At 62.8% G+C, this 17,365-nt stretch carries 14 protein-coding genes; 2 read left to right on the top strand and 12 right to left on the bottom strand.

Annotation, left to right across the window (positions count from 1 at the left end; genetic code table 11):
• Positions 1-193 precede the first annotated feature (193 nt).
• Entirely contained in the window at positions 194-421 is a 228-nt protein-coding gene (locus AC0IW7_RS19420) for a hypothetical protein (RefSeq protein WP_471820208.1), read from the top strand.
• 66 nt (positions 422-487) lie between these two features.
• On the opposite strand, the gene AC0IW7_RS19415 is transcribed toward AC0IW7_RS19420, so the two are convergent.
• The 4 genes from AC0IW7_RS19415 to AC0IW7_RS19400 form a co-directional block, all read right to left on the bottom strand.
• Complete coding sequence (locus AC0IW7_RS19415; protein WP_471820206.1) at positions 488-2,047, bottom strand: FAD-dependent oxidoreductase; 1,560 nt, start codon at positions 2,045-2,047, stop codon at positions 488-490.
• A gap of 52 nt (positions 2,048-2,099) precedes the next feature.
• Positions 2,100-2,387: a DUF6021 family protein gene (locus AC0IW7_RS19410; protein WP_471820204.1), complete on the bottom strand. Its 288-nt coding sequence runs from the start codon at positions 2,385-2,387 to the stop codon at positions 2,100-2,102.
• Positions 2,388-2,403: 16 nt separating this feature from the next.
• Positions 2,404-2,907 (bottom strand): DUF4142 domain-containing protein, encoded by a 504-nt coding sequence (locus AC0IW7_RS19405; RefSeq protein ID WP_471820203.1) that lies wholly within the window; start codon positions 2,905-2,907, stop codon positions 2,404-2,406.
• Positions 2,908-3,296: 389 nt separating this feature from the next.
• On the bottom strand, positions 3,297-5,486 hold the full coding sequence (locus tag AC0IW7_RS19400; protein WP_471820201.1) for an ATP-binding protein: 2,190 nt from the start codon (positions 5,484-5,486) through the stop codon (positions 3,297-3,299).
• Between the two features lie 171 nt (positions 5,487-5,657).
• Here AC0IW7_RS19400 and AC0IW7_RS19395 point away from each other — a divergent pair, with 171 nt between their 5' ends.
• Positions 5,658-6,389: a substrate-binding periplasmic protein gene (locus AC0IW7_RS19395; protein WP_471820199.1), complete on the top strand. Its 732-nt coding sequence runs from the start codon at positions 5,658-5,660 to the stop codon at positions 6,387-6,389.
• A gap of 77 nt (positions 6,390-6,466) precedes the next feature.
• Here the strand turns inward: AC0IW7_RS19395 and nhaA are convergent, their stop codons facing one another.
• The 8 genes from nhaA to AC0IW7_RS19355 form a co-directional block, all read right to left on the bottom strand.
• Positions 6,467-7,816 carry a Na+/H+ antiporter NhaA gene (gene nhaA / locus AC0IW7_RS19390; protein WP_471820197.1) on the bottom strand — a complete coding sequence of 450 codons (1,350 nt, stop codon included), beginning with the start codon at positions 7,814-7,816 and terminating at the stop codon, positions 6,467-6,469.
• A 126-nt stretch (positions 7,817-7,942) separates the two neighbouring features.
• Positions 7,943-8,662 carry a S1 family peptidase gene (locus AC0IW7_RS19385; protein WP_471820195.1) on the bottom strand — a complete coding sequence of 240 codons (720 nt, stop codon included), beginning with the start codon at positions 8,660-8,662 and terminating at the stop codon, positions 7,943-7,945.
• A 134-nt stretch (positions 8,663-8,796) separates the two neighbouring features.
• Complete coding sequence (locus AC0IW7_RS19380) at positions 8,797-9,423, bottom strand: flavin reductase family protein (protein WP_122495773.1); 627 nt, start codon at positions 9,421-9,423, stop codon at positions 8,797-8,799.
• 104 nt (positions 9,424-9,527) lie between these two features.
• Complete coding sequence (gene ppnN, locus AC0IW7_RS19375) at positions 9,528-10,904, bottom strand: nucleotide 5'-monophosphate nucleosidase PpnN (protein WP_122495775.1); 1,377 nt, start codon at positions 10,902-10,904, stop codon at positions 9,528-9,530.
• Between the two features lie 526 nt (positions 10,905-11,430).
• On the bottom strand, positions 11,431-12,087 hold the full coding sequence (gene pdeM / locus AC0IW7_RS19370; RefSeq protein WP_471820192.1) for a ligase-associated DNA damage response endonuclease PdeM: 657 nt from the start codon (positions 12,085-12,087) through the stop codon (positions 11,431-11,433).
• Entirely contained in the window at positions 12,084-14,672 is a 2,589-nt protein-coding gene (locus AC0IW7_RS19365; protein ID WP_471820191.1) for a ligase-associated DNA damage response DEXH box helicase, read from the bottom strand. Before AC0IW7_RS19365 ends, pdeM begins: the two co-directional genes overlap by 4 nt.
• Positions 14,669-16,318: an ATP-dependent DNA ligase gene (locus AC0IW7_RS19360; protein ID WP_471820189.1), complete on the bottom strand. Its 1,650-nt coding sequence runs from the start codon at positions 16,316-16,318 to the stop codon at positions 14,669-14,671. The genes AC0IW7_RS19365 and AC0IW7_RS19360 overlap by 4 nt, the downstream gene beginning before the upstream one ends.
• Positions 16,315-17,322, bottom strand: coding sequence for a ligase-associated DNA damage response exonuclease (locus tag AC0IW7_RS19355; protein ID WP_471820188.1), 1,008 nt, complete (start codon positions 17,320-17,322; stop codon positions 16,315-16,317). The genes AC0IW7_RS19360 and AC0IW7_RS19355 overlap by 4 nt, the downstream gene beginning before the upstream one ends.
• Between the last annotated feature and the right edge of the window lie 43 nt (positions 17,323-17,365).

Here is a 17,365-nt window from a genome sequence, read left to right as displayed (position 1 = left end):
GGCGGCGAACGCCATGTCGTGCATGGGCTTGAGAGGAAGCCACAGGTCGGAAAGTTCAAGTTTTCAAGCAGATAACGACGTAGACGGCGAATTTCGACCACGAATGGATGCGGTTACAAACCTCCCTGAACCGATCTGGCGTTGCGCCAGTCAGCAGCTAAGACACCGACACATTTAACGCGGAGATCAGCGTATGACCCATTGGGTGATCAGTTACAACCGGGACCAAAACACCTCCGTTCTGGATGTCGAGCAGGACGAAAAGCCGAGCGTCGAGCAAGCGGTGGAATACGTATGGGAATGGGCCGAGCAGAATGTGGAGAAGGGCGAATTCGGTGATCCGCAGGAAGAGGCGACCGAGCTGCCGCTGAAATTGCTAAAGGACTACGGCATTACCATCACCGGCATTTTCCCCAAATAGCCGGCCGATCCAATCAACCTGGCGAGCAACCTGGTGAGCCCGTCTAGGCGGGCCTGCCCACGAGGTTTAACCCGTCTCACCGTCGCATTGGCGGACCAAGCTCAGCGCTTGCTCGACCGACAGCGGTTCACGCATACGTTCAGCCAATAATGCCGTCGCCGCCTGTCGTTGGCACGCCACCACGCCTTCCACCTGGCCATGGCTGCAGAGCAGGGCGATAAAGTGCAGGTTCACCAGATCTCCTTCAATAACGGTTTCCTGCCAGTCTTTTGCGTGGCCAAGGTAGTCGAAACGCTTGCCGAAATGCTGGGTCCAGAAGAACGGCACGCTGTCGTAGGCCACTTCGCCGCCGAGCATGTTCTGCGCCGCAATGCGCGCGTGCTGCTGGGCTACGCGCCAATGCTCGATGCGCAGGTGCTCATCGGCCAAGGGAAAGCGCGCGATGTCGCCAGCCGCCCACAGCCCGGGCGCGGCGCGCATATGTTGGTCAACCACCAGCGCGCCGTCGTCGCATAAGCGCAGGCCTTGCAACAGGTCTGTCGCCGGGCTCACGCCCACGCCGACCAGCACCAGGTCGGCGGCGATGCGCTCGCCGCAGGCCAGGCGCACCGCCTTCACATGTTGGTCTTCATTGGCTTCGTCGGCCTCGAAGCTCACGGCTTCTTCTCCCACGCGAAACACCACGCCGTTGCTCTCGTGCAGCAGGCGGATGGCGCGGCCCACTTCAATGCCGAACTGCTTGGCGAACGGCACTTCGTGGCGGGCGATTACGGTGACGCCGAGGCCACGTTTGCGCAACGAACTGGCCGCCTCCAGGCCGATAAAGCTGTCGCCGATGATGACCGCCCGATCACCCGGTAGCGTGGCGTGCAGGATGTCCGCGGCATGCGCACGCGAGCGCAGCACATGCACGTTGTGCAACTGCGCGCCGGGCAGGTCGAGGGTTTTCGGCTTGGCGCCGGTGGCCAGTAGCGCCGAGTCGTATCGGTACAGGCGACCATCGCTTAGTTCGATTTCGCGTCGCTGGGCGTCCATGCGATTGACATGGCCATGGACGCGCTCAATGCGCTGTTCGCGGTAATAGTCATCGTTTTTAAGATCGGGAATCTGCGCCGGCGCCATCTCGCCAGCGATGACAAATTTGCTTAACACCGTGCGATCAAAGCCCGGTGCTTCTTCACGGTCGATTAGCAGAAGGCGGCCGGCAAAGCCGTGCTCGCGCAATGCCGAAGCCGCTGCCGTACCCGCAGCGCCGCCGCCGACGATGGCGAATAAACGCTCGTCTGGTGATTGGGATTTGTCGGTTGAGGCAGGCAGCGGTTGATCGTCCACATACACCTGGCCGTCGCGAATGGTCACCGCATAGCGCTGCAAATCTTCCAGCGCTGGCGGTTCGCACACGTGCCCATCGCTGAGGCGGAATGTGCCTTTGTGCCACGGGCATATCAGGCGTCCATTGCACACCGCGCCCTCGGCCAACGGTGCGCCGGCGTGCGGACAATTGCCCTGAAACGCCTGCACCGTGTCGCCGGTTCGCAACAAGATCAACGATTGCTCACCGATCTTGCCCTGGCCAATCCGGCCGTCGGGCAAGTCTGCCAAGCAGGCGACATAGTGCAGTGGCATGGACAGCTTTCCTTAACGTGAACGACAGGGGCTAACGCAAGCGTTAACGACCTCAGGGTTTTTCGTAGGGCGGGTACTCATCGCTTGGCGCGCGCTTCTCGGCCCGCGGATCCGGCGCATCGTCTGGGATGCGCGGGGGATGCCGCGGGTCGATTTGCGGATCGGCAAGGTCCGGCGAGTCAGGGTCGAAGTCCGCTTCGGAATCGATCTGCTTGCCGGCTTGCTGACGCGGATACCCGGGAAGCCCCCGGGTATCGGCCGGCGTGTCCTGAGCGGGCCACTGCTCGGCGTCGAGCGTGGCGCCGTCACGATCCGGCGGCGCGGTGTGTTGAGCGTTCATACAACCTCCGCTGAGCTTAGTGGTCGTGCTTGGCTTTCAACTGTTTGGCCATTTCCAGGTGATGTTCCAGGGCGGGCAGCTTCTCTTTGGCGAAGGCTTGCAGCTCTGGGTTTTCTTTGGACTCGGCTTGTTTCTTGAACAGCTCAATGGTCTGTTCGTGGGCGGCTACCTGGTTGCCGGCGTAGCCCTTATCGAACGACTCGTCGCGCATTTCCAGCAGCAGCTTTTTGGCTTTGTCGATCATCGACGCTTCGTCTGGCACTTCGATGTTCTGCTTCTTCGCCAGGGCGGTGAGTTCTTGGTTCACCTTGGTGTGGTCCGCCTGCATGGTGGTGGCGAATTCGCGCACGTCGCTGCTTTTGCTTTTTTGCAGCGCCAGCTTGGCCGCTTCAATTTCCAGGATGCCGCCTTGGGTGGCGTTTTCGACGAAGGAATTGGACTCGGCGGCCACGGCACTTGCCAGGGCGCTGAAGCTGAGAACGCAAGCCAGACCGAAGTGTTTGAGCGGGGTAGTGTTCATTCCATCTTTCTCCACTGTGACGCGAACGGGTCGTCGCTAATTAGTGGACGGGTGGGTTTGGCGGAAGGTTTCGATTATTTGCTGAGCGGTACGGTGGGGTGAGTTGGGGTAGGTTTTTTTTGGTTTTTAAGCGCATGCACGTTAGAGGGGTTTAGACGAGTACCGATACATGAACGAGCCTGGATTCCCGCCTGCGCGGGAATGACGGTGGTTTTTTTAGATAGCTTTGTTCAAGCCTGGATCCCGGGTCGTCTGACCGCCACCTGCGCGGGAATGACGGCGTTGCATTAAAGACCACCGTCATCCCCGCGAAGGCGGCGGTCCGACGATTCGGGATCCAGGCTTGCATGCCGAACGCCGATTTTGACGACGCGGCCGTAGCACGTGCACTAATCCTTACGATTCAGCGCCGCACTCAACATCTGCGCCACCTGTTCAGCCGAGTACGGTTTGCGCAGGAAGGCGAAACCCTGAAAGCCTCCGGCGGACAACGTCTGGCTGTAACCGGAGGTGAGAATAATGGGCAGACCGGGGCGGCGGCGGCGCAGTTCGGTGGCCAGGTTCAGGCCGCCAATGCCGGGCATCATCACGTCAGAAAACACGGCATCGAATTCCAGCGCCTCAGGGCCCATGCGTTGCAGGGCTTCTTCGGCAGTGCTGGCCCAGGTCACGTCGTAGCCCAGGTCTTGCAGCATGTCGGCGGCAAAGCTGCCGATCTCTCGGTTGTCTTCCACCACCAGCACCCGCTGCCGCGCCCCATGCAGGGTTTGCAGCATCGGTGGCGGGGCAGGTTCAGTAAGCCCGGCTTGCGCTTCGACCTGCGGCAGAAACAAGGTGAACGTGGTGCCTTGCCCCGGCACGGAATGCACGTCGACATCGCCGCCCGATTGCTTGGCGAAGCCAAACACCTGGGACAGGCCAAGACCGGTGCCCTGGCCGATTTCCTTGGTGGTGAAGAAGGGTTCGAAAATTCGCGACAACACCGCCGGAGCAATACCGGCACCGGTGTCGGTAACGGCAATGGCGGCCAGCAAGCCGGCGTCGGCCGCAGATTCAGTGGCAGACGGCATGCGCTGGTTGCACGTCAGGCGGACCGTCAGTTGCCCTTCGCCGCCCATGGCATCGCGGGCGTTGATGGCCATGTTGATCAGCGCGGTTTCCAACTGACTGAGGTCGGCCCGAACAAAACAGGGCTGCCTCGGCAATTCCAAGACCACCTGAATGCGCGCGCCGGCGGCCGAGTCGAGCATGTCGTGCAAGGCCTCCAGGCGTTGGCCCACTTCGAACACTTGCGGATGCAGCGGTTGGCGGCGGGCAAAGGCCAGCAGTTGGCCGGTGAGCTTGGCGCCGCGCTCGATGGTGTTGGAAATGGTGTCGATGTAACGGTTGCGGCGTTCCAGCGGCAGATCGGTGCGGCGCAAGAAGTGGATCGAGGAGCGAATGATGGTCAGCAGATTATTGAAGTCATGGGCCACGCCGCCCGTGAGTTGGCCGATGGCCTCCAATTTCTGCGCCTGGCGCAGCTCGGCTTCGGTTTCGACCAGCTGCGCCGTGCGCTCCTGCACCCGTTGTTCGAGGGTGCTGTTGAGCGTGGCCAGGGCGTTCACGGCTTCACGTAGTTCGGCGTCGGCGCGCACCCGCTCGATGTGCGCCCACGAACGCTCGGTCACTTCGCGAAGCAGGCCCAGGTCTGCGTCGGTCCACTGCCGGGGCACGTTGTCGTGAATAGCCATCAATGCCGTGAGGCGGCCGTCTTTGATCAGCGGCATGCAAATGGTCGCCGTGATGCCCAGGGCCTGAAACGCCGCCGATTCGTGGCTGGGCAGCTCGCTGAGGTTGTCGTGGATGATCAACGGCAAGCCGGCGTTTAGGTTGCGCACGGCCAGTTCGCCGAAGTCGGCCAGGCGGTAGATACCCAGAATATGCGGCGAGCCGGGCGCTGCCCAATCGCCGCGAATGGTGAAGCCGTCCTCGTCGGCATGCATGTCTGCGTAGGCGCAGTTCGACAGCCCCAACTGCTGGGCCAACATGCGCGTGGTGGCGGCCAGAATCACGTCAGCGCTGGTGGCCGTGGCTACCGCGCGCCCCAGCCCATCGAGAAAGGCCAGGCGCTGGTTGGCGACCACCGTGGCCGTGGTTTCAGCCACGGTGTCGAGGATGCCAACGACCTTGCCGGTGTGGTCGCGTATGGGGCTGTAGCAGAAGGTGAAATACGCCTGCTCCGGCGCGCCGCCGCGCTCGATCAGCAGCGGGAAGTCTTCCAGGTAGGTGGCCTGGCCGGCAAAAGCGGCGTCGGCGAAGGCGCTGATATCGCGCCATGCTTCGCTCCACACGTCGCTGAACGAACGGCCCAACGCAGAGGGTTTATTGCCGAGAATCTGATTGAAGGCCTGGTTGTGCAGGGTCGTGAGGCTGTCGCCCCAAACAATGGCTTGCGGGAAGCTTGAACCGAGACTCAGGGCAACCGTGGTCTTTAAAACATCAGGCCAATCCTCAATCGGCCCCAGCGGCGACGAGGCCCAGTCGTAGGCTCGTATCCGCTCCACCATCTGCTCGTCACCTTTGAGCCACTGCGCCATCTGTCCCCATCCGTAGCCAATCAAACACGTCTTTTTCGTGGCGTTCCTTATACCGTCCTACACCCCGGCATCCAAGCCGAAGGTGAAAACGCTGATAGGCAGTGCGGCATGTCGCACGCGCCTCCTGATCTATAGTCAACGGGTGAGGTTTGGGCAAAACAGGAGTGAGCGGTGAGAGCAATGTTATGGGCCGTGTTTTGGCTTGTGCACAGTGCGGCGTTATCGGCCGCCGAAGACATCACCTTGTTTTGCTACCAGAACAAACCGCCCTACGTGGTGGATTACGCCGCTCAGCGAGGCCTGTATTTCGACCTGGCGCAGCGCCTAGAGGCGCTGATGCCGGATTACCACTTTGCCGTGCGCGAGATTCCTCGCCGGCGTCTGGATCGTCAGTTGCACGAGGGTCGGCTGCCGGGGCTGGTGCTCGGCGTGAGCCCAGCATGGTTCGCCAATTCGCCTGCTTTTACGCTGACTGAACCGTTTATCGATGACGTCAATTTGCTGGTGTCGCGCAACAGCGGCGAGGTCTCGCGGCTCACGCTTGCCACGCTGCAGGGGCATCGCTTGGGCTTGGTGGCCGGGCATCACTACCCGGAGCTGACGCCGCTGCTGACGAGTGGATCGGTCAGTCGACAAGACGGTGTGGATGAGCGCGTGAACGTCGAACGCCTGCAACGCGGTTGGATCGACGCCACGGTAGTGGGCAAACACACCCTGGAGTTTTTCTGGTCTGAGCGACCGGCCTTGCAGGCCGAGTTATTTGTCGCCGAGCCGCTGAGTCGCTATCAGCGTCACCTGTTGGTGCCCACTGCCTACGCACGCTTAGTGCCAGCGCTGAACAAGGCCATCGAGGCGCTGGACGACGACGAAGCGTGGCAGGCGAGGGTGGCGGCTTATCGTTAGCCGCCACGGCCTGCTTTTAACGCTCAAAAATCATCGAGGCTAAAGCCTCTCCCACAGACACCGTGGTTTGGGCCGGTCTAGGCTGGATTCGCCTTGGCGCGGCGAACCACGATGGCGCCGATCACCAGGCCTAGCGTTGCCGCGATAGCCGAGGCCAGCAGCACGCCGAGCTTGGCCGCGCTGAGCAAGCCTTCATCGGTAAAGGCCAGCGAGGCAATGAATATCGACATGGTGAAGCCGATGCCCGCCAGGCAGCCGATCAAGCCCAGCCACGACCAGGTCATGCCCGGCGGCAGCACGCACCAGCCCAGGCGCACCAGCAGCCAGGTGCTGAACATCACGCCAATCGGCTTGCCAATCACCAGCGCACACAGCACGCCGAACATCACCGTCAGCGAGGCTGAATTGTTGAGGTCGACACCGCCGAGGCTCACGCCGGCGTTGGCCAGGGCGAACAGCGGCATCACGCCATAGGCCACCCACGGATGCAGCGCTGCCTGCACGCGAATCACCGGCGGCAGCAGTTCGCGCTGTGCGGTGCGCAGCTGTTTGACCGAATGCAAGACCTCGCCGGTGTCTTCCTCGGCACGGTGCGTCAGGTTGTGCAGGGCGCCCCTGGCCTTGTCCAGCGGCCCCTCGGTATCGGGGCGGGAAAACACTGGCGTCATCAGCCCCAACACCACGCCGGCCAGGGTGGGATGGGCGCCGGTTTTCAACAGGCCGAACCACAAAATGGCGCCGGGCAGCACATAGGCAAACGCGGAGCCAATGCCGATTTGCTGAAAGATCAACACCAACGCGATGCCGGCAGCGGCGATGAGGAAACCAATGGGCTCCAGGCCGCCGGAGTAGAACACGGCAATGATCAGCACGGCGGCAATGTCATCGATGATGGCCAACGCCAGCAGAAATACCCGCACGGACGGCGGAATCGATTTGCCCAGCAAGGCCAGCACGCCCATGGCAAAAGCGATATCGGTGGCCGTGGGCACGGCCCAGCCGGCGCGCAGGTTTGGGTCGACGTTAAGGGCGACGTAGATCAGCGCTGGCACCACGACGCCGCCGAGCGCGGCGGCCATCGGCAGGGTCGCCAGCTTGAGCGTGGCGAGGGCGCCTTCGTGAATTTCGCGGCGAATTTCCAGGCCGACCACCAGAAAGAACACGGTCATCAAACCGTCGTTGATCCAGAAGTGCAGCGACTGTGAAAGCTGCCAATCGCCTAAACCAAGGCTGACGGGCATGTGCCAGAGGTGGTGGTAACTGTCGGCTGCTGAAGAGTTTGCCCAGATCAGGGCGATGGCAGCGGCGAGCATCAAAACGATGCCGCTGACGGCTTCGATATGAAGGAAATGCTCGAGGGCGCTAAACGCTTTGTCGGCTACGCGGCGCGCAGCCGGAAGAGCCTTTGGGGGAAGGGGTCGGTTCATGGTCGCTCACTTTTTCAGACTGTGCGGCGGCCCGACCAACACAAAAAACCTGCCCGGCTGCAGAACCGCAGCCGTGACACCCGCCGGCAACCTTACACAACGAAAACCGATACCGCCACCCGCGATTTACTCGGTTAGGGTCATCAGCACATCGGAATACCAGGCGCAATTAAGGCCCAGCGCTTCGTCCAGTTCCTGATCGCGGTTAACGTCCAGACGCGATGAATGCACGCCTAGCAGCAGCCACGGAAGCTCGCGGTTATCGTCGGCGGCCATGCGCATCACAATCGGTGCGCCGCTAGAGCCACGGTGCGTGCGCGCGTCGGTGAGGAAATAACCTTCGCCCTTGAAACGCAGGCCAAACGCCGAGGCAATGCTTGCCTGCCGCGCTACGGGCATGTGGTGCAAGGTGTCGTGAAAACCCAGCGGAAAGCCGACCACCAGCAAAGGGCTGCCGATTTCGATGGGCTTGGTCAGATCGGCCAGGTGCTCGGGTGTGAAGGCCAAGTACGCGGTGGTTGGCGGCAGCGCGCTGCGTTCGATTTCCACCACGGCGATGTCAATTTCACCGCCCGAATCGGTGCCCTGACGCCACAGGCTTTTACCGTCTTTAAACAACGGAATGGAAAAACCGATGGACTCCGCCAGGTTGTCCTTATTGGTGTGCAACTCGATTTCCAGACGGCTGGGGTGATGCTCGGTCGGTGCGTCGACCACTACGTGGCGGCTGGTGACCAGAAACAGGCGTTGGTCGCGCTGGAAAAAAAAGCCACTGGCGTTGGTGAGTGGGCGGTCCAAGTCATACGTGGACACGCGCGTAGCGGCGAGAAGAAGGGGTTCCAGCATGATGAGTTACATCCTGTAAAGAAGCTGCGGTGTTAAGTAAGAAGGGCGCAGCGGCTGGAAGGTTCGAGGGATATTTTCAAGCGGCCGACGCGGGTTTCGTCAGGACCGCGAAACCCGCATTGACGGCGCTGCGGCTATTTGTCGACCACTGGGCGATGCATGTGGAAACGCTGGCTTTCTTCAATGGCGAAATAGTCCGTGGGGCCGCCGCCGCGCATGATCGGTTGTGCCAACACCGTGTTGTACACGCCGTCTTCCAACACCGCCGTGTCGATGTGCACGGCCACCACTTCGCCCAACACAAGCCAGGTATCGATCAGCCCCCCGTCGGCCTTCTGCAGCTGCACGATGTCGCTCAACCGGCACTCGAACGACACCGGACTGGCCAGCACCCGTGGCGGTTTCACCAGGCGCGAGGGCGCGGTGTCGAGGCCCGCCAGCTCGAACTCGTTGACCTCGGGCGCCACCAGCGCCGACGAGGCATTCATCTGCTCCGCCAGCGGGCGGCTGGCGAGGTTCCAGACAAACTCTTTGCTGGCCGCAATGTTTCGTACGCTGTCTTTCCAGCCGATGCTGGAAAAGCCAATGATCGGCGGCGTGTAGTTGAAGGCATTGAAGAAACTGTACGGCGCCAAATTGAGCACGCCGTCAGGGCTTTGCGACGAGATCCAGCCAATCGGCCGTGGGGCGACGATTGAATTGAGCGGATCGTGTTTCAGGCCGTGGCCGAGTTTGGGTTCGTAGAAATGGAATTCACGCATCGGAGACCTCAAGTGCTCTCTGTGGGAGGGGTTGGGCGGCATTGCGAGTAGCCGCGATGCTGTTAAAAACATCGCGGCTAAAGCCGCTCCCACAGGTAGGGGGGTTAACCGTTAATAACGCGGTAGCACGGCACATACGCCGCGCCACCTGGCAGTTTCATGCGGTGCTGCTCAACGAAGGCTTGCAGCAGTTTGTCCAGCGGCTCCATCACGGCGGGGTCGCCATGAATTTCATAAGGGCCGAACTCTTCGATCAGACGAATGCCGGTCGCCTTCACGTTGCCGGCCACAATGCCGGAAAACGCCCGACGCAAATTCGCCGCCAGCTCGTGTGGGGCAATGCTGCGGTTGAGTTTCAGCGCGGCCATGTTGGCGTGGGTCGGCTCGAACGGGCGTTGGAAGCCTTCATCGATTTTCAGCAGCCAGTTGAAGTGGAACGCGTCGTTGCGCTCGCGGCGGAACTGTTTCACCTGCTTCAGCCCGAGCGTCATCTGCCGCGCCACTTCAGCGGGGTCATCGACAATGATCTGATAATGCGCCTGCGCCGATTCCCCCAGCGTCGCCCCAATAAACGCGTGCAGCTGCTCGAAATACGCCTTGGCGCTTCTCGGTCCGGTAAGGATGACGGGGAAAGGCAGGTCCTGGTTGTCCGGGTGCATCAGAATGCCCAGCAGGTACAAGAATTCTTCGGCCGTACCGGCGCCGCCCGGGAAAATAATGATGCCGTGACCGACCCGCACAAACGCCTCCAGGCGTTTTTCGATGTCCGGCAGAATCACCAACTCGTTGACGATCGGGTTCGGTGCCTCGGCGGCGATGATGCCCGGCTCGGTCAGGCCCAGGTAGCGGCTGCCGGTGATGCGCTGTTTGGCATGGCTGATGGTCGCGCCCTTCATCGGCCCTTTCATTACGCCAGGGCCGCAGCCGGTGCACACATCGAGGCTACGCAGGCCCAGCTCGTGGCCGACCTTCTTGGTGTACTTGTATTCCTCGGTGCTGATGGAGTGACCGCCCCAGCACACGACGATTTTCGGCTCCACGCCGGGGCGCAGGGTGCGGGCGTTGCGCAGCAGGTGGAACACGTAATCGGTGATGCCCTGTGATGTGTCCAGGTCGATGCGTTGGCTGTCGAGTTCGTTCTCGGTGTAAACGATGTCGCGCAGGGCGCTGAACAACATCTCGCGCGTGCTGGCGATCATTTCGCCATCGACGAACGCGTCGGCCGGCGCATTCAACAACTCCAGGCGCACGCCACGGTCTTGCTGGTGGATGCGCACTTCGAAATCTTTATAGGCGTCGAGGATGGTCTTGGCGTTATCGATATGGGCGCCGGTATTGAGAATGGCCAGGGCGCACTGGCGGAATAGGTCGTAGATGCTGCCGGAACCGGCTTCGCTGAGTTGTTGCACTTCGCGTTGGGACAATGTTTCCAGGCTGCCTTTGGGGCTGACGGAGGCGTTGATGACTTGTCTGTGGCGCATTCTGTTTTCCATAAAGAGGAGCGGTGGACAGGAGCACTCCGGCTCCGGTGTGGGGGTAGTTTGCCGTGTGGGAGGGGGGATGTCACAGGGCGATGCAGGTCGGGGTTTTTTGCGGGCTGGGTGTATGGCTAGAGACCGGTGGGGAGTGGGGGTTGTTCCGTTGGGGTTTGGTTGAGGCCGGTAACGGCGCCTCCGTCATCCTCGCGAACCCGCCACCGCACTTCGCTCCGAAACTCTGGATTCCCGCGTTCGCGGGAATGACGGTGGTGTTGGAAAAAACCTCGTCATTCCCGCGCAGGCGGCGGTCCGACGATTCGGAATCCAGAATCTCAAGCCGTACTCGGCACCTCGGCGAAGGCATCCATTCCCGCATGCGCTGAATGTTTCACGCCTTACGCGCCCGTGATCAAAACCCCGTCATCCTCGCGAACGCGGCGGTCCGACGATTCGGGATCCAGTATTTCGAGCCTTACTCGGTAGATGGGCGAAGGTATTCATTAACATCCCTGCTCAAGGCGATTCCTTCCTAAACCACCCGCCAAACCCCACCATCCCCCACCACAAAAACCCGCTCCCCATCCTCAGGCAACACGCCCATCGCGCCGGTAAAACTCCCAAACGCGGGCATCAGGCTCACCCGTTCGCCAATCAAAAAGCACGGCAGTCGCAAGCTCTGCCGACCTTTTCCTCGCAGGCGATACGCAGGATGCACATGCCCGGCCAGAACATGGTGGGTGGCGTGGGCTTCCGGTTCATGTTGCAGGGCCAGCGGCCCCACCAGCAGCGGTTCGGAAACGGTTTCAATGCCCAGCCCTGCCGGGGGATCGCCAGCGTTGCGGTCGTGGTTGCCGCGGATGAGGGTGATGTCCATGGCCACATGGCCACTGCGCCATTGCTGTAGGGCGGCCAAAGTGGCGGGGTTTTTGGCTTGGCGGGCGTGGAGAAAGTCGCCAAGTACGATCAGGCGCCGGCTGGGGTAGCGGTGCAGCAACTGGTCGAGGCGTTGGAAGTTTTCAGCGGTTGTGCCGTGGGGCACAGGTTGGCCCAGTTGGCGGTAGGTGGCGGCCTTGCCCAGGTGCAGGTCGGCGATCAGCAGCGCCTGATAGTCGGGCCACCAGATGGCTTTGTCGGCGAGTAGCCAGAGTTCGGTGCCAGCCAGTTGCACGGGCAGATGTTCGCTCAAGGACGCTCCTTAACGGGACGTGGTCGGCCGTCTTTGCCTTGACGCGGGGCGCGGCCTTTGCGTGGGGCAGGGCGCTCGTTGTCGATGGAGAAACGTGCGTCGGTTTCGGCTTCGTAACCGCCGGGGCCGGCGGCTTTTTCCAGGTCTTGCACCATGCGTTTGATGCGGTCGGCCAGTTTTTCCGAGCTGAGGCTTTCCCGAAAGCGTTCCACCAGCAGCGGAAAGGCCAGGGGCGTGGCGCGTTTGATCACGTGTACGTCCAGGCGCCGTGTTTGCAGGCGCTCAAGGGTTTGTTGCAGGCGCTGAACTTCCAGCTCCTGGCGCAGCACTTCTTGTTGCGCCTGGGTGAGCAGCAGGTTGCTCGGGTCGTATTGTTGGAAGACGTCGAAGAACAAGGCGCTGGAGGCTTGCAGTTGTCGGGCGCTTTTGGCGGCGCCCGGGTAGCCGGAAAACACCAGCCCGGCAATGCGGGCGATTTCGCGAAAGCGGCGACGTGCCAGCTCACCGGCGTTCAGGCTGGCGAGCACGTCGCGCAACAGGTGCTCGGTGCTGAACAGCGCCGGCGCAAGGTGCTGGGCGTAGTCGATGGGACTGGCGCACAGCAGTTCCAGGCCATAGTCGTTAACGGCGATGGAAAAGCTCAGCGGTTGCCCTTCGGCCAGGCGCCAGGCGAGCAAGCTGGCCAGCCCCAGGTGCACGGAGCGTCCGGCGAACGGGTACAGAAACAGGTGCCAGCCTTCGCGTGATTTCACCACTTCGGCAAGCAAGGTGTGCGCCGTTGGCAGCGCTGACCAGCTCTCCTGCACCGCGAGCAATGGGCGCAGCAGACGCATTTCATCGCTGGCGTATTCGCCCTCGGCGGCGGCACCGAGTTTGTCGACCACGGCGTCGGCCAGCTCGCTGGACAGCGGCATACGCCCACCATTCCAGCGCGGCACCGCGGCTTTTTTGCCGGTGGCGCGGCGCACGTAGGCGGTCATGTTTTCCACCCGCACCAGTTCCAGCAGGCGCCCGGCGAACAGGAAGCCGTCGCCGGGGCGCAGGCGGGCGATAAAGCCTTCTTCAACGCTGCCCAATGAGCCGCCGCTGCCGCCCTTGGTCCAATATTTCACGCTCAAGCTGGCATCGCTGACGATGGTGCCGATGCTCATGCGGTGCCGCCGCGCCAAGCGCGCGTCGGGCACGCGCCAGCGGCCGTCGGCGTCGGGTTCGGCGCGGCGGTAGTCGGGGTAGGCGGTGAGCGAGTGGCCGCCATGGCGAATAAACGCCAAGGCCCAGTCCCATTCCTCGTCGGTGAGCTGGCGGTAAGCCCAGGCGCTGCGCACTTCGGCGAGCATGGCCGCGCTCATAAAACCGCCGCCCAAGGCCATGCTGACCAGATGCTGAACCAACACGTCGAGGGGTTTTTCAGGCGACTGGCGGGCCTCGATTCGCCGTTCGGCCACGGCCGTTTGCGCCGCTGCCGATTCCAAGAGTTCCAGGCTATGGGTCGGCACCAGCGTGACGCGCGAAGGCCGCCCCGGCGAATGGCCGCTGCGCCCTGCACGCTGCATCAGGCGCGCCACGCCTTTCGGTGAGCCGATTTGCAGCACGCGCTCCACCGGCAGAAAGTCCACGCCCAAGTCGAGGCTGGAGGTGCACACCACGGCTTTTAGCGAGCCTTGCTTGAGCGCCAGTTCCACCCAGTCGCGCACCTCGCGCGACAACGAGCCGTGGTGCAAGGCCAGCAAACCCGCCCAGTCGGGACGCGCTTCGAGCAGCGCCTGGTACCAGATTTCCGCCTGCGAGCGCGTATTGGTGAATACCAGTGTGGTGCTGCTGCTTTCCAGCTCTTCAACCACTTGCGGCAACATGCGCAAACCCAGATGGCCGGCCCACGGAAAGCGTTCGATGCCGGGCGGCAGCAGGGTATCGACGCGCAAGGTTTTGGCCATTTTGCCTTGCACCAAACGCCCGGTCGGCATCAGCACTTCCATGGCGTGCGGTTGGTTGCCGAGGGTGGCAGACAAGCCCCAGACCATCAGTTCCGGCGTCCATTGCCGCAGGCGCGCCAGCGCCAATTGCAGCTGCACGCCGCGCTTGTTGCCGAGCAGTTCGTGCCACTCATCGACGATCACCATGCGCACGCTGGCGAAGGTGTCGCGGGCTTTGGCGCCGGTGAGCAGCAGCGTCAGGCTTTCCGGTGTGGTGATCAGCGCGCTGGGCAGCTTGCGACTTTGCCGCGCGCGCTCGGCGCTGCCGGTGTCGCCGGTGCGCAGGCCAACGCTCCAGTGAATGTGCAAATCATCCAGCGGCGCCTGCAAAGCGCGCGCGGTGTCGGCGGCCAGGGCGCGCATGGGGGTAATCCACAACACGGTCAGCGGCGCCACTGTCGGTTTTCGAGGGCGCGCGGTGGGCGCGGGTGCAGTGGCAATCTTGGCGAAGCGATTGAGCGCGGCGAACCACACGGCATAGGTTTTCCCCGCGCCGGTGGTGGCGTGCAGCAAGCCGGACTCGCCGCCTTTCACGGCGGCCCACACCTCTTTTTGAAAGGGGAAGGGTTTCCACTGACGCAGCGCAAACCAGGCGCTGGCGGGGCTGGTCATAGCAGGCCCTGCAGGGTGGCGAGGGTGTCGGCTTGGTCCACGGTTTTGTCGGTGCGCCAGCGCAACATGCGCGGAAAACGCACAGCGATGCCGCTCTTGTGACGCTTGGACAGGGCGATGCCCTCGAAGCCCAGCTCGAAGACCAGGCTGGGCGTGACGCTGCGTACCGGGCCGAATTTCTCCACGGTGGTTTTGCGGATGATGGCGTCCACTTTGCGCATTTCTTCATCGGTGAGCCCGGAATAGGCTTTGGCGAACGGCACCAGTACGCGCTCGCCGGGGCTGGCGTCGTCCCACACGGCGAAGGTGTAGTCGCTGTACAAACTGGCGCGCCGGCCATGGCCGCGTTGTGCGTAGATGAGCACGGCGTCGATGCTGAACGGGTCGATTTTCCACTTCCACCACAGGCCCATGTCCTTGGTGCGGCCGACGCCGTAGAGCGAGTCGCGGCGCTTGAGCATCATGCCTTCCACGCCCAGCTCGCGAGAGGCTTCGCGCTGGCGGGCCAGGTCGGCCCAGTCGCTGCCACGCACCTCGGGCGACAGGCGCAAACGTTCGTCGCCCATCTCTGCCACCAGCAGTTCCAAGCGCGCCCGGCGTTCATCCTGCGGGCGGCTGCGCCAGTCTTCGCCGCGCCATTCCAGCAGGTCGTAGGCAAGCAGCACCACGGGCACGTCATCGAGCAGTTTCTTGCTCAGGGTTTTACGCCCGATGCGTTGTTGCAGCAGGGCGAATGGCTGGATGCCGAAGGCTTTGTCGCTGTCGTGTTTCCACACCACCAATTCGCCGTCGACCACGGTGCCGTCGGGCAGCGCCTCGCCCAATTCGTGCAGCTCGGGAAAGCGCTCGGTCACCAGCTCTTCGCCGCGTGACCAAATCCACAGGCGACCTTCACGTTTAACCAGCTGTGCGCGAATACCATCCCACTTCCATTCCACCAACCAGTCCTCGACCGGGCCGAGCACCGTGTCGAAGTTGTCGAGTTCCTGTTGCAGCGGATGGGCGAGAAAAAACGGGTAGGGCTGGCCGCCGCGCTGGGCGTGTTCGTCGTCGGACTCGGCGGCGATCAGCGCCAGGTAACGCGCGGCAGTGGGGCGGTGCGACAAATCGGTGTAGCCCACCAACCGCTGCGCCACGCGCTTGGCGTCGATGCCCGCCAGGGCCGCCAAGGCGCGGGTGACCAAGAGCTTGGAGACGCCGACGCGAAACGAACCCGTGAGCAGTTTCAGGCTGACCATCAAGCTCTGCCGATCCAGTTGCGCCCACAGCGGCGGCAGGCGGTCGGCCAGGGTTTCCGGCGGCAAGCCGCGCAGCGGTAGCAGGTGTTCTTCCAACCACCAGGCCAGGCCGTGGTCGCTGCTGTGCTCGGCTTCGGGCAGCAGCAGGGAAATGGTTTCGGCCAGGTCGCCGACCGCTTGGTAGCTTTCCTCAAACAGCCAATCGGGCAAGCCCGCCAAGCGACTGGCCAACTCGCGTAGCACGCGGGTGGGCACCACTTGCCGTGGTCGGCCGCCGGCGAGGAAATACGTGGCCCAAGCCGCGTCGCCTGGCTCGGCCAGGGCGAAGTAATCCTGCATGGCTTGCAACTTGGCGTTGCTCGATGTTGTGGCGTCGAGGCGCGCGTACAGTTCGGCGAAGGCTTTCATGCGGGCGCCTCGGTGTCGTCTTCATCGCCGTATTCGGTTTTGAAACCGCGCGCGTCGAGGCCCTGTTCGCGCAAATGCCGGACCAGCACATTCACCTGGCCGTGGGTAACCATCACCCGTTCGGCGCCGGTTTGCTCGATGGCCCACAGCAGGCCAGGCCAGTCGGCATGGTCGGAGAGCACAAAGCCTCGGTCTACGCCTCGGCGCCTGCGTGTGCCGCGCAGCAACATCCAGCCGCTGGCAAAGGCGTCGCTGTATTCGCCGAAGCGGCGCATCCACGTGCTGCCGGCGGCGGAGGGCGGCGCCAGAATCAGCGCCTGGCGCAAAAGCGGGTCGTTCTTGGCGATGTCGCCGGCATACAACGTGGTGGGAATACGCACGCCGGCTTCGCGATAAACCGCATTCAGCGGCTCGACCGCACCGTGCACGAGAATCGGCCCGATGCTGTCGTCGATGCCATGCAGAATCCGCTGCGCCTTGCCGAACGAATAAGCGAACAACACGCTGGCGCGTCCGGCGGCGACGTTGTCCCGCCACCAGCTGTCGATGCCGGCGAAAATCTCGCGCTGCGGCTGCCAGCGATAGATCGGCAGGCCAAAGGTCGACTCGGTGATAAACGTATGGCAGCGCACCGGCTCGAATGGCGTGCAGGTGCCGTCGGCCTCGACCTTGTAGTCGCCGGAGGCCACCCACACTTCGCCCTGGTATTCCAACCGCACCTGCGCGGAACCCAACACATGGCCGGCCGGGTGAAAACTCAGGGTCACGCCGTGGTGATTGAGGCGCTCGCCGTAGGGCAGCGTTTGCAGGTTGATGTCTTGCCCCAGGCGCGAACGCAAAATGCCTTCGCCCGGCGCCGCCGCCAGGTAGCGCTGGTTGCCGGTGCGCGCGTGGTCGCCGTGGGCGTGGGTGATGACCGAGCGCTCCACGGGGCGCCACGGGTCGATATAAAAATCACCGGGTGGGCAATACAGGCCTTCGGGTCGAGCTATCACCAGCTCCATGCAGGCACCTTGGCGGTTTCGGTTCAGTTAAGAGGGGCACACC

It is taken from the genome of Pseudomonas sp. AC229, assembly GCF_979254655.1.
The sequence above is the reverse complement of the archived record's forward strand: the minus strand, read 5'-3'. Positions and strand labels throughout refer to the sequence as shown.